Origin of the sequence: Paenibacillus sp. 19GGS1-52 (genome assembly GCF_022369515.1) — a bacterium.
Taxonomy (GTDB): domain Bacteria; phylum Bacillota; class Bacilli; order Paenibacillales; family Paenibacillaceae; genus Paenibacillus_AQ.
The window spans coordinates 107,122-119,227 of the sequence record NZ_CP059724.1 but is presented as its reverse complement, the minus strand read 5'-3'; the positions used below and the strand labels follow the sequence as shown (position 1 = coordinate 119,227).

Annotated in this window: 12 protein-coding genes and 1 tRNA gene; 11 read left to right on the top strand and 2 right to left on the bottom strand. The window is 46.1% G+C overall.

Annotated features, from left to right (window positions below):
• Nucleotides 1–13 precede the first annotated feature (13 nt).
• The 6 genes from whiA (at nt 14) to H1230_RS00495 (ending at nt 5,025) form a co-directional block, all read left to right on the top strand.
• Entirely contained in the window at nt 14–943 is a 930-nt protein-coding gene (gene whiA, locus H1230_RS00520; protein ID WP_239713767.1) for a DNA-binding protein WhiA, read from the top strand.
• Nucleotides 944–1,043: 100 nt separating this feature from the next.
• Nucleotides 1,044–1,313 carry an HPr family phosphocarrier protein gene (locus H1230_RS00515; protein WP_019914358.1) on the top strand — a complete coding sequence of 90 codons (270 nt, stop codon included), beginning with the start codon at nt 1,044–1,046 and terminating at the stop codon, nt 1,311–1,313.
• 259 nt (nt 1,314–1,572) lie between these two features.
• The gene (locus tag H1230_RS00510) at nt 1,573–2,100 is read left to right on the top strand and encodes a GNAT family N-acetyltransferase (protein ID WP_239713766.1); all 528 of its coding nucleotides are present in this window, start codon (nt 1,573–1,575) and stop codon (nt 2,098–2,100) included.
• Between the two features lie 111 nt (nt 2,101–2,211).
• Entirely contained in the window at nt 2,212–2,964 is a 753-nt protein-coding gene (locus tag H1230_RS00505) for an SIMPL domain-containing protein (protein WP_239713765.1), read from the top strand.
• Between the two features lie 210 nt (nt 2,965–3,174).
• The gene (locus H1230_RS00500) at nt 3,175–4,272 is read left to right on the top strand and encodes a PdaC/SigV domain-containing protein (RefSeq protein ID WP_239713764.1); all 1,098 of its coding nucleotides are present in this window, start codon (nt 3,175–3,177) and stop codon (nt 4,270–4,272) included.
• A gap of 117 nt (nt 4,273–4,389) precedes the next feature.
• Nucleotides 4,390–5,025: a GDSL-type esterase/lipase family protein gene (locus H1230_RS00495; RefSeq protein ID WP_239713763.1), complete on the top strand. Its 636-nt coding sequence runs from the start codon at nt 4,390–4,392 to the stop codon at nt 5,023–5,025.
• A 100-nt stretch (nt 5,026–5,125) separates the two neighbouring features.
• Here H1230_RS00495 and clpP read toward each other — a convergent pair whose 3' ends face one another.
• Complete coding sequence (gene clpP, locus H1230_RS00490; protein WP_275591064.1) at nt 5,126–5,722, bottom strand: ATP-dependent Clp endopeptidase proteolytic subunit ClpP; 597 nt, start codon at nt 5,720–5,722, stop codon at nt 5,126–5,128.
• Nucleotides 5,723–5,916: 194 nt separating this feature from the next.
• A tRNA-Arg gene (locus tag H1230_RS00485) sits at nt 5,917–5,991 on the bottom strand.
• A gap of 283 nt (nt 5,992–6,274) precedes the next feature.
• Between H1230_RS00485 and H1230_RS00480 the strand changes: the two genes are divergently transcribed.
• The 5 genes from H1230_RS00480 to gpmI all read left to right on the top strand — a co-directional run bounded on the left by H1230_RS00480 (nt 6,275) and on the right by gpmI (nt 12,087).
• Nucleotides 6,275–7,327: a sugar-binding transcriptional regulator gene (locus tag H1230_RS00480; protein WP_239713762.1), complete on the top strand. Its 1,053-nt coding sequence runs from the start codon at nt 6,275–6,277 to the stop codon at nt 7,325–7,327.
• Nucleotides 7,328–7,443: 116 nt separating this feature from the next.
• Complete coding sequence (gene gap, locus H1230_RS00475; RefSeq protein WP_239713761.1) at nt 7,444–8,454, top strand: type I glyceraldehyde-3-phosphate dehydrogenase; 1,011 nt, start codon at nt 7,444–7,446, stop codon at nt 8,452–8,454.
• Nucleotides 8,455–8,578: 124 nt separating this feature from the next.
• Complete coding sequence (locus H1230_RS00470) at nt 8,579–9,760, top strand: phosphoglycerate kinase (RefSeq protein WP_239713760.1); 1,182 nt, start codon at nt 8,579–8,581, stop codon at nt 9,758–9,760.
• A 26-nt stretch (nt 9,761–9,786) separates the two neighbouring features.
• Nucleotides 9,787–10,539 carry a triose-phosphate isomerase gene (gene tpiA, locus H1230_RS00465; protein ID WP_239713759.1) on the top strand — a complete coding sequence of 251 codons (753 nt, stop codon included), beginning with the start codon at nt 9,787–9,789 and terminating at the stop codon, nt 10,537–10,539.
• A 3-nt stretch (nt 10,540–10,542) separates the two neighbouring features.
• Nucleotides 10,543–12,087 carry a 2,3-bisphosphoglycerate-independent phosphoglycerate mutase gene (gene gpmI, locus H1230_RS00460; RefSeq protein ID WP_239713758.1) on the top strand — a complete coding sequence of 515 codons (1,545 nt, stop codon included), beginning with the start codon at nt 10,543–10,545 and terminating at the stop codon, nt 12,085–12,087.
• The last annotated feature ends 19 nt before the right edge of the window (nt 12,088–12,106 follow it).

Here is a 12,106-nt window from a genome sequence, read left to right as displayed (position 1 = left end):
AGAGGTGAGACCCTTGTCTTTTGCGGCCCTTACCAAAAAAGAACTGACGATGGTGGAGAGCCAGCCTTGCTGTGAGAAGGCCGAAATGTCAGCGCTGATCCGGATGAACGGATCTGTGCAGCTTTCAAGCAAAAAGGTTGTTCTCGACATTTCGACAGAGAACGCCGCGATTGCAAGGCGGGTATATTCTTTACTTAAGAAATATTACCAGGTTCATATCGAGCTACTCGTGCGTAAAAAAATGCGGTTGAAGAAGAATAACGTCTATATCGTCCGGATTCCGACTCGCGTACAGGAGATTCTAAATGATCTTCGAATCGTTTCCGAGGGCTTTAATTTCACGGATGGTATCGATAACGAGATTGTTGGCAAAAACTGCTGCAAACGTGCATACTTGCGCGGCGCCTTCATGGCGGGTGGCTCAGTTAACAACCCCGAAGGTTCCTCCTACCATCTAGAGATATCCTCGATGTATGAGGAGCACTGTAAGGCGCTTGTAGATCTGGCCGGTGAGTTTCACTTGAATGCCCGGTGCATCGAGCGTAAGAAGGGCTTTATTCTCTATATTAAAGAAGGCGAAAAGATCATTGAGTTCTTAAGCCTTATTGGTGCGCATCAGGCGTTGTTCAAATTTGAGGATGTGCGCATCATGCGTGACATGCGTAATTCGGTTAACCGTCTCGTTAACTGTGAAACCGCGAATTTGAACAAAACGATCAGTGCGGCAGTGCGGCAGATTGAGAATATCAAGCTGTTGCAGAGGGAGGTGGGACTGGACTCCTTGCCGGATAAATTGCGGGAAGTCGCAGAAGTCAGGTTGGCCAATCCAGATATCAACCTTAAAGAAGTCGGAGAAATGCTGAGGGGTACGGTCAGCAAATCAGGGGTAAACCACCGACTGCGCAAAATTGATGAACTGGCGGACAAGGTGCGGGGCAGTTGATTTATTTTTGTTCTAGTGTGGATTAAGTTATAATGATATAATATTATAAAATTTAATGTGAAAATTTTTGGGCAGATCTCAAATAGGGGGTAAGCGTTTCATGACAAAGCACCCGGTAGTTGTACGGTTAAAGACGGGGCTCCATGCACGGCCGGCAGCATTGTTTGTGCAAGAAGCTAACAAGTTTTCGTCGGAGATTTTCGTGGAAAAAGACGATAAAAAAGTAAACGCCAAAAGCATCATGGGTATTATGAGCCTGGCGATCAGTTCCGGCACGGAGATTTATATTAGCGCGGATGGCGCCGATGCAGACCAAGCTGTAACCGCTTTGACAAGTCTCGTTAGCAAAGAAGAGCTTGAAAACCAGTGATTTTTGTAAAGCCTTTCTTTTTCTTATGACCAAAAGCCCCTTGTGGGCTTTTTTTCATATAGCCGTATGCTTCGAAGTAGTTTTGTACGAAGTAAATCGACGAGGTAACGCTCACAAAACTAAGTGTATGCTTCCGAAGTAGTTTTGTACGAAGTAAATCAATGAAGTAACGCTCACAAAACTAAGTGTATGCTTCCGAAGTAGTTTTGTACGAAGTAAATCAATGAGGCAACGCTCACAAAACTTGTAGGAGGATAAAATGCAGACCCAAGTGATCTTGATGCGGCCGAATGTAGACCTGGAAGAGCTTTATTTGTCGTTCTATAAAGAATGGAAGGAAAGTGGAGAGGATATGATCCCATGGGTGATTGGCCGAGACCCCTCTAATTTCGCAGCGATGGTCCAATATCTACGGGATAACGAGCATACTGTGAACATTCCCGAGGGCTGGGTGCCAAGCACTACCTATTGGTTAGTTACGGCCGATGTCACCAGTATAGTTGGTGCAGTCAATATCAGACATCGCCTGAATGAGAAGCTGCTGCATAGCGGTGGGCATATCGGATATGGTATCCGTCCTTCCGCAAGACAAAAAGGATTTGCCAGTGCATTACTGGGGCAAGCTCTACATAAAACTAAGGAACTTGGTATTGAAAGAGCCCTTGTTGTCTGTGATGCCATAAATATCGCTTCGGAAAAGACCATCCGTAAAAACGGCGGTGTAGAGGATATTTCTTACGTCGAGGAAGATGGCAATGTCATTCACCGGTTCTGGATCGAGACCTAACTATTAATCACACAAAATATTTTTTGGTAATGGGAAAACTATGCAACTTTTGCCAAGCTGTCTCGTCTAGAGGGTACCAAATGATTAAGAGGATGAAAGGGGTTGGCAAACGTGAAGGGATTGGTTAAAACAGTTGGATCGGTGCTGCTTGCGGGAAGCTTATTGATAGGGGGAATGGGTCTGAGCGGGGCATTTCAAGGGCCTGAAAAGGCGTATGCTGAGGATGTACAAAAAAACATTGTGAGTGTAATCGGTAAAGGTGAGGTGTCCATTAAGCCAGATATCGTGTATTTGTCCATCGGGGCGGATACAACGGCTGCAACCGCACAAGAAGCACAGAAGACTAATGGTGCTCTAATCCAGAAGGTGACCGCGCTGCTGAAGACGACTTGGGGCATTTCCGATAAGGACATTCAGAGCACGCAGTTCTCGGTACAGCCGAATTACACGTATTCAGAAAAAGAAGGCCAGCAGGTTAAAGGTTACAACGCGCACCATACTCTAGTAATTGCTTATCGCGACCTGAGCAAGGTTGGACAATTGCTGGATGCTGCTTCTGCAGCAGGAGCCAATAATATTGGCAACGCAAATTTCGCTGTTGAAGATCCCTCTACACTTGAAACGCAAGTGATCGACAAAGCGATGGCTAATGCCGATGTAAAAGCAGGGGCTATTGCCAAAGCAGCTAAACGCAGTCTAGGTCAGGTGGTTACGGTCACTCAAAATGATGACGGCAACAACCCTGTCTATGCAGCACAAGCTGAGAAACTAATGGGCGCAGCGGATTCCGCTGGCAGCACTTCCGTTGAACCGGGAGAGGTTAAGGTTACAACCCAGCTTAGCGTAACGTATGAATTGAAATAAGCATTTTTTGAATATGGCTCTATGTGTTGCTAAAACTCTGAGGTAATCTTCTGCTTAACGGCGGAGGAGTGCCTCAGAGTTTTTTCTATAGTGAAGGGCGAATTCTCTCATTTTGGTTAAGAAACTGTAAGGTGAATTGTAACAACCGCTCTTCCTATTTTCTCTATAATGGAAAGAGTGAAGATTAGCGGAAGGGGAAATGAATACATTATGAATTTGATTTCGAAACAAAGTGCCCGTAAATGGGGCGCAGGGTTAATGGCAGCAGCTTTACTGCTGGGTGGAGGGCTTTTGCCAGCAGAGACGAGTCACGCTGCTACCAGCAAGACGCAGAGTAAAGCGAATCTTGTTGTACTGAAATCAAATGGAACGATATCGCAGCAGACGGGTATTTTTAAAGATGGACAGGTTTGGGTTCCACTAAGCTTTATGCGCGATGTACTGCGGATGCCGCTTACCTACGATAAGAAGGAGAATACCTATACCGTTGGCAAAGGAACGGCGCAGACCAAGCTGATGGTAAGTGACTATGGCATTTCAATTTCAGTGAACAACTTTTATATCAAGGAGTATGAGGGAAAAAATATTAATAATCGCCTATATGTACCCTTTGGCCTGCTAAATGATTATTTAGGATATCAAGGGGACTGGAATGCGGCCTCTGGCCGGTTGAATGTGATGAGCAGACCGCAGAATCCATTGACAATAGCGACTGAAAGTTATGTTAATGACCAAGCAGGAGCCACCATTAAACTGGATTATCCGCAAATCAGTGGCCTTGCTAGTACAGATGCGGAGCAGGCAATCAACAATACCTTAAAGCAGACTACAATGAGTTTTGCAGCAGCTGCAGAGAAGGACATTGCCCTTAAAGGTGATGAGGAAGACCGGCCGTATGAATATGATGCATATTATATTGTGACTTACAATCAGAATGGTGTACTCAGCTTAATTACGACTCAATACGGATACACAGGTGGGGCGCATGGAATGACTTACCGCCAAGCTTTTACCTTCTCGCTGAAGGACGGCAAACGTCTGCTTCTCGGCGATTTGTTCGGAGCCAACCCCAACTATAAGAAAGAGTTGAATGCCAAGCTCTCGAAGCTGATTAAGGCAGAAGATGGTTATCTCGGAGGTTTTACCGGACTGAATACCGAGAAGTATTTTTATCTAAAGGATGGCAAGGCGGTGCTCTTCTTCCAATTGTATGAGTACACCGCATATGCATTTGGATTCCCTGAGTACACGTTTAGCTTCAAAGAATTGCTGCCAGATGGAAGCAGTCCATTTACTGCTCTGAAATAAGGGAGTGAGAGGATATATTTCTGTTAAAGCAGACTGGTTACATCACCCCGTTCCCTGATTAACCCTCAGTTCATATGCTGAATAGAGAAGCTAGTGTATGAACAAGGGGGGAGAGCTGTGAGTTATCAATATACCGCGCTTGGTGATTCCTTGACGACAGGCTTTGGAGCCTTGCCGGGTAATGGTTTCGTCCCAGTATACCGCAGTATGGCAGAGGGGAGGCTTCGTTCCAATGTGTTCTCCACGAACCTGGGAGTCAATGGCTTGACCACAGCTGGGCTGGAGCAGCGTTTGCGTGGTAATCCCGTTTATCAGCAAGCACTCCAGGGAGCTGAATTGATAACACTGTCCATTGGCGGCAACGATCTAATCCGTGCAGCTAAATCGACGGCTGGGCAAGGAGATCCATCCAGAGTGCTGCGCAGAGCCTTAGAGGAGTGCAAACAGAACTTTGCTGAAATTATGGTGACGCTGCAACAGCTGAAATCTGGAAGTCGCGAGCCTTACATCATACGAATTGTGGGTTTATACAACCCGTATCCCCAAATGTATCAAGCGACGGAATGGGTGCAGCAATTCAATAGGTATGCCTCGCAGTATAGCAGCCGGATCTGTGGTTTTGCCTCTATTTATGGTGAATTCTCCGGGAATGAGCGCGGACTGCTGTCTATTGACCATTTGCATCCCAACGGGCGAGGCTATCGTGTCATTGCTGATAGGTTGAACGCGCTTGGTTATGGCAGGTTGGGCTGAACTGTTGTTGTTTAATTAGTGGCTTATGCGCAAAACGAAGAGGCTGTCCCCTATCCATTTAATGGTTGGGGGACAGCCTCTTCGTTTATATAGATATAGCTTACACGCCGGTAGGCAGTGTTTTCTCAATCACTTTATCGACGATACCATAAGCGGCAGCATCAGCAGCACTCATGAAGTAATCGCGATCTGTATCCTTCTCAATCTTCTCTAGCGGTTGGCCTGTACGTTCAGCTAGAATACCATTCAGCTTGTCGCGCAGCTTAAGGATACGGCGGGCACGAATTTCGATGTCTGAAGCCTGGCCTTGAGCACCACCGAGAGGCTGATGAATCATAATTTCACTGTTCGGCAGCGCGAAACGCTTGCCAATAGCACCGGCATTTAACAGGAACGCTCCCATGGAAGCGGCCATACCCACACAGATCGTGGAAACATCCGGTTTAATGTACTGCATTGTATCAAAAATAGCCATACCCGCAGTAATGGATCCGCCAGGGCTGTTCACATATAGGTGAATGTCCTTCTCAGGGTCCTCGGCAGCCAGAAACAGCATTTGTGCGATGATGGAATTGGCCACCACGTCATTAACCTCCGTTCCGAGGAAAATGATGCGGTCCTTCAGTAGGCGGGAATAGATGTCATAAGCACGCTCACCGCGGTTGCTCTGTTCTACTACCATAGGAATATAACTCACGTGGAAAACCTCCTTGAAATTAGATCTTCGAATGTATTTATTTTTACTATTACCGTGTTAACCACATGATAAACAAATTCAAACAAAAAGTCAAAGAAAGTCAAACTTATAGACAAAAAAAAGAGCCAGCAAGTGGCACTTTGGTTAAATAGTAGTATAACTAATGTTAATCGTATGTATTGAAGTGTAAAATATGGTGCGCCCGCCAAGAATCGAACTTGGATCTAAGGCTTCGGAGGCCTCCGTCATATCCATTGGACCACGGGCGCAATAGAAATTATTATAATATAATTATAGTGTAAAAGCAATGGTGTAATAATAATGTTCAGTGCTTCAAGCGACTGGGACAAGCTATTATGTCGTAATCCACATCTTGAGAGGCCATTTCATATTGCTGTGTATGTATAAGATGAAAAGAGGTTGTGAATTCTACTCTTCGAAGACTTGCACTTCGTACGAAATTTAGTTAGAATATGGGTGGGACTTAAAAAGTTAGCCCGGGACGTTTTGAGACCATGAACAAGGGAATAGAGTAATAGCAGGAGTGAAAGCATGCGTAACTTATTAGAAATTCAAAAGCAGCTTTTGCCTGATCTCATGGAAACCCTTAAGAGACGGTATACGATTCTTCATCAGATCATGTTGTCCGATATTATTGGCCGTAGAACGCTGGCTGCTTCGCTGGATATGACAGAGCGGGTACTGCGTGCCGAGACAGATCTTCTGAAATCGCAAGGGCTCATAGAGATCGAGAGCGTGGGTATGCGCGTTAGCGATGCCGGGCGCGGACTGCTTGACTTACTGGAGCCGATCGCCAAGAGCCTGTTCGGTCTGGATGATCTGGAAGAGAAGATTCGAACAACGTATGGTCTGAACAAAGTAGTCGTTGTGCCGGGTGATTGTGAAACATCACCGTTCACCAAACGTGAGCTTGGGCGCGCAGGCGCCAAGGCATTGCTAGGCGAGTTGCGTTCAGACGATACAGTCGCCGTTACAGGTGGTTCGACGCTGGCCGAAATGGCCGATCAGTTGACACCGCCGCTCTCCCTTTACTATAAGAACGCTTGGTTTGTACCAGCGCGCGGCGGTTTGGGAGAAAGCATGGAGATTCAAGCGAATACCATCGCCTCAACAATGGCCAAACGAGTCGGAGCGAATTATAGGCTGCTGCATGTGCCCGATTTGCTTGCCGAGGATGCTTTTCAATCCCTGGCTTTAGACTCCAATATTGGCGAGATTGTACAAATCATCCGCAGTTCGCGTATTATTGTACACGGGATCGGGGATGCCATTGAAATGACCCGACGCCGTAAGCTCGATGAAGCAACAGTTTCAGAGATCCAGGAAGAAGGAGCAGTAGCTGAATCATTTGGCTATTACTTTAATGAAGATGGTGAGGTTGTACATACAATGCTTACCATGGGATTACGCCTGGAGGATATTATTCGGACAGAAGTTGTAGTCGGTATTGCCGGAGGCAAACGCAAGGCCAAAGCTATTCATGCCATGCTGCGTTTTGGGCAGGAGGATATTCTGGTTACGGACGAAGCCGCTGCTGTAGAAATTGGTAAAGAAATTGATCGACATTTACAACTAACCCTATAGATTCCATAATATGGGGAGCGCTGAAGGTTGTTTTGCTTTATACTTAACATTGTTGTCTTGACAAGCTTCACGGCTTGTCTTGAATAAATAAAATGAATTCTAGGAGGAACTATTTAATGACTGTAAAAGTTGGTATTAATGGTTTTGGACGTATTGGACGCCTTGCATTCCGCCGTATTCAAAATGTGGAAGGTATCGAAGTGGTAGCAATCAATGACTTGACTGACGCTAAGATGCTTGCTCATTTGCTTAAATATGATACAACTCAAGGTACTTTCAAGGGTGATGTTGAAGTTCATGACGGATTCTTCAAAGTAAACGGTAAAGAAGTTAAGGTTCTTGCAAACCGCAACCCTGAAGAATTGCCTTGGGGCGAACTCGGCGTTGATATCGTACTTGAATGTACTGGTTTCTTCACTACTAAAGAAGCAGCTGAGAAACACTTGAAGGGTGGAGCTAAGAAAGTAGTTATCTCCGCTCCAGCTACTGGCGACATGAAAACTGTCGTTTACAACGTTAACCATGACATTCTTGATGGTACTGAGACTGTTATTTCCGGCGCATCTTGCACAACGAACTGCCTGGCTCCTATGGCAAAAGTTCTTCAAGACAACTACGGTATCGTACAAGGTTTGATGACTACAATTCATGCTTACACTGGCGACCAAAATACTTTGGATGCTCCGCACGCTAAAGGAGACTTCCGTCGTGCTCGCGCAGCGGCTGAGAACATTATCCCTAACACTACCGGTGCTGCTAAAGCAATCGGCTTGGTAATTCCAGAACTTAAAGGCAAATTGGACGGTGCAGCTCAACGTGTTCCAGTAGCTACAGGTTCCCTGACTGAGCTTATTACAGTTCTTGAAAAAACAGTTACTGTAGAAGAAATCAATGCAGCTATGAAAGCAGCTTCTGATGTTGATACTTATGGCTACACTGAAGATGAAATCGTATCTTCCGATGTTAAAGGTATGACTTTCGGTTCCCTGTTTGATGCTACACAAACTAAAGTTATGACTGTTGGCGACAAACAGCTGGTTAAGACAGTTGCTTGGTATGACAACGAAATGTCCTACACTGCACAATTGATTCGTACTTTGGAACACTTCGCAAAACTTGCTAAGTAATACTGATTTACTATAAGTTCAACTATAGAGCGGAAACAGACTTTCCTTGTTTCCGCTCTTTCTAAATGGAAAGATATTCCTTGGATTCGGGATTGAAACAATTTTGGGTGTGGAGGAAATAATTATGAACAAAAAGAGTGTCCGTGATGTAGAAGTAAAGGGTAAACGCGTATTTATGCGTGTCGATTTTAATGTGCCATTGGAAGATGGAGTAATTACAGATGATACTCGTATCCGTGAGACGCTTCCGACCATTAAATATTTGATCGAACATGGTGCAAAGGTTATTTTGGCGAGTCATCTGGGACGTCCAAATGGCCAATTTGTTGATTCCATGCGTCTTACACCTGCTGCAGTGCGTCTATCCGAGCTACTTGGCCAACCGGTAGCAAAAGCTGACGAAGCTATTGGCGATGCTGTAAAGGCACAAGTTGCTGAGCTTGGTGAAGGCGATGTACTCGTTCTTGAGAATGTTCGTTTCTACCCTGGTGAAGAGAAGAACGATCCTGAATTCGCTAAGCAGTTATCTGAACTGGCTGACCTATTCGTCAATGATGCTTTTGGCGCGGCTCACCGTGCACATGCATCGACAGAAGGTATCGCTCATTTCCTGCCCGCTGTATCCGGTCTATTGATGGAGAAAGAATTATCTGTTCTGGGTAAAGCTCTTACTAATCCAGAACGTCCCTTCACAGCTATCATTGGCGGTTCCAAGGTTAAAGACAAGATCGATGTAATTGATCACCTGTTGACTTTGGCTGACAACGTGCTGATCGGTGGCGGTCTATCTTACACTTTCACCAAGGCTCAAGGCTTCGAAATTGGTGAATCACTCGTAGATAACAGCAAAATTGACGCTGCTCTTGGATTCATCGAGAAAGCAAAAGCACTTGGCAAAAACTTTGTGCTTCCGGTTGACGTAGTAGTTGCTGACAAATTTGGTGCAGATGCTAACACTAAAATTGTTGATGTAACAGATATTCCAGCTGGTTGGCAAGGTCTTGATATCGGTCCTAAGACTCGTGCAATCTATGCTGATATTATCAAAAATTCCAAGCTGGTTGTCTGGAACGGACCTATGGGCGTGTTCGAAATTGATATCTTCGCCGAAGGTACGCTTGCTGTAGCTCAAGCTTGTGCAACAACTGAAGGTTACACTGTTATCGGTGGCGGTGATTCCGCAGCTGCAGCAGAGAAATTCCACCTGGCTGACCAAATGGATCATATCTCCACAGGCGGTGGCGCATCACTCGAGTTCATGGAAGGCAAGGCGCTTCCAGGTGTAGAAGCACTGAACGACAAGTAAGACGTTATAAGGAGGCAAACCAAGTCATGAGAACACCAATAATCGCCGGCAACTGGAAGATGTTTAAGACTATTCCGGAAGCGGAAAGCTTTTTCGCCGAAATCAAAGGCCAAGCAGAAGTTGAAGGCGTAGAGACTGTTATCTGCGCTCCATTTACTAACCTGCCAGCATTGGTAGCAGCGGCAAAAGGTACAAAGATCAAGATTGGCGCACAGAACCTGCATTTTGAAGATAATGGTGCTTACACTGGCGAGATTAGCGGCGTAATGCTGAGCGATCTTGGCGTGGATTATGTAATTATCGGTCACTCCGAGCGTCGTGCTTACTTTGGCGAAACGGATGAAATTGTGAACAAGAAGCTGCACGCAGCATTCCGTCACGGTATCACTCCTATCGTATGTGTAGGCGAGAAGCTTGAAGAACGTGAAGCAGATCAGACTAAAGCTGTATGTAAAGTACAAACTGAAGGCGCATTTGCCGGTGTAACTGCCGAGCAAGCGGCTAAAGTAGTCATTGCTTACGAGCCTATCTGGGCCATTGGCACAGGTAAATCCTCAACTTCACAAGATGCTAACGAAGTTATTGCTTATATCCGCAGCCTTGTAAAAGATCTGTATGATGATGCAACAGCTGAAGCAGTTCGTATCCAATACGGCGGCAGCGTGAAGCCTGAGAACGTTACTGAGTATATGGGTCAAAGCGACATCGACGGTGCACTTGTCGGCGGCGCCAGCTTGCAGCCTGCTTCCTTCGTTTCATTGGTTGAGGGGGCGAAGTAAGTTATGTCAGCACCAAGACCCGTAGCTTTAATTATCATGGATGGTTTCGGTTTGCGCGGAACGACTGAAGGCAACGCTGTTGCTCAAGCCAACAAGCCTAATTATGACCGTTACCTGCAACAATATCCCAATACTACCCTTACCGCTTGCGGCGAGGCAGTAGGTTTGCCTGAAGGGCAAATGGGTAACTCCGAAGTGGGACACTTAAATATTGGCGCTGGCCGGATTGTATATCAGGATTTGACCCGCATCGATAAGTCTATCCGCGACGGGGAGTTTTTTGACAACGAAACATTGGTTACAGCGGTAAGACACGCTAAATCAACGGGTAAAAAGCTCCACTTATACGCTCTTGTATCAGACGGCGGAGTGCACAGTCATATTAAGCACTTGTTCGCCATGCTGGATCTGGCCAAGAAAGAAGATATGCATGAAGTGTATATCCATGCTTTCATGGATGGCCGCGACGTACCTCCCGATAGTGGTCAGAAGTTCGTTCAGGAACTTGTGGCTAAGATTGAGGAAGTCGGCGTGGGCACAATCGCTACGGTATCCGGACGCTATTATGCGATGGACCGTGACAAACGTTGGGAACGTGTAGAGAAAGCCTATCGTGCCATGGTTTATGGCGAGGGTCCGAAATACACAGATGCGCTGCAAGCAATCACTGGCTCGTACCAGAATTCTGTGTTTGATGAATTCGTAGAGCCAAGCGTTATTGTAGACAGCGAAGGCCAGCCTGTAACGAAAGTAGAAAGTGGCGATTCCGTCATCTTCCTCAACTTCCGTCCAGACCGTGCTATCCAGCTGTCGCAAGTGTTCACTAACCAGGATTTCAAAGGATTCGACCGTGGGCCGTTGTTCCCACACAATCTACACTTCGTATGCCTGACCACATTCAGCGAAACGGTGCAAGGCTTCGTTGCCTATTCACCGAAGAACCTGGACAATACCTTAGGTGAAGTGCTTGTACAGCAGAACAAGAAGCAATTGCGTATAGCGGAAACTGAGAAGTATCCGCATGTAACCTTCTTCTTCAGCGGTGGACGTGATCAGGAACTTCCTGGCGAAACACGTATCCTAATTAACTCGCCTAAAGTGGCAACTTATGACTTACAGCCTGAGATGAGTGCATACGAGGTGGCTGCGGCCTGCGTAGCCGAGATCGAAGCTGAAAGACAGGATGCTATTATCCTTAACTTCGCTAATCCTGATATGGTTGGACACTCCGGCATGCTGGAGCCTACTATTAAGGCTGTAGAAGTAACGGATGAGTGTGTAGGTATGGTAGTAGATGCTGTTGTTGCCAAAGGTGGCGTAGTGATTATAATCGCTGATCACGGCAATGCTGATATGGTATTTGACGAGAACGGTCGCCCATTCACGGCTCATACAACGAATCCAGTTCCATTCATCCTAACCGATGAAAATGTAGTACTGCGCGATAAGGGTATCCTCGCGGATGTAGCCCCAACCATTCTGGATCTGATGGGACTTCCGCAACCTGCGGAAATGACCGGACAATCCATGATCGCCAGCCGCAAGTAAATTAGTTCAACTATTATTA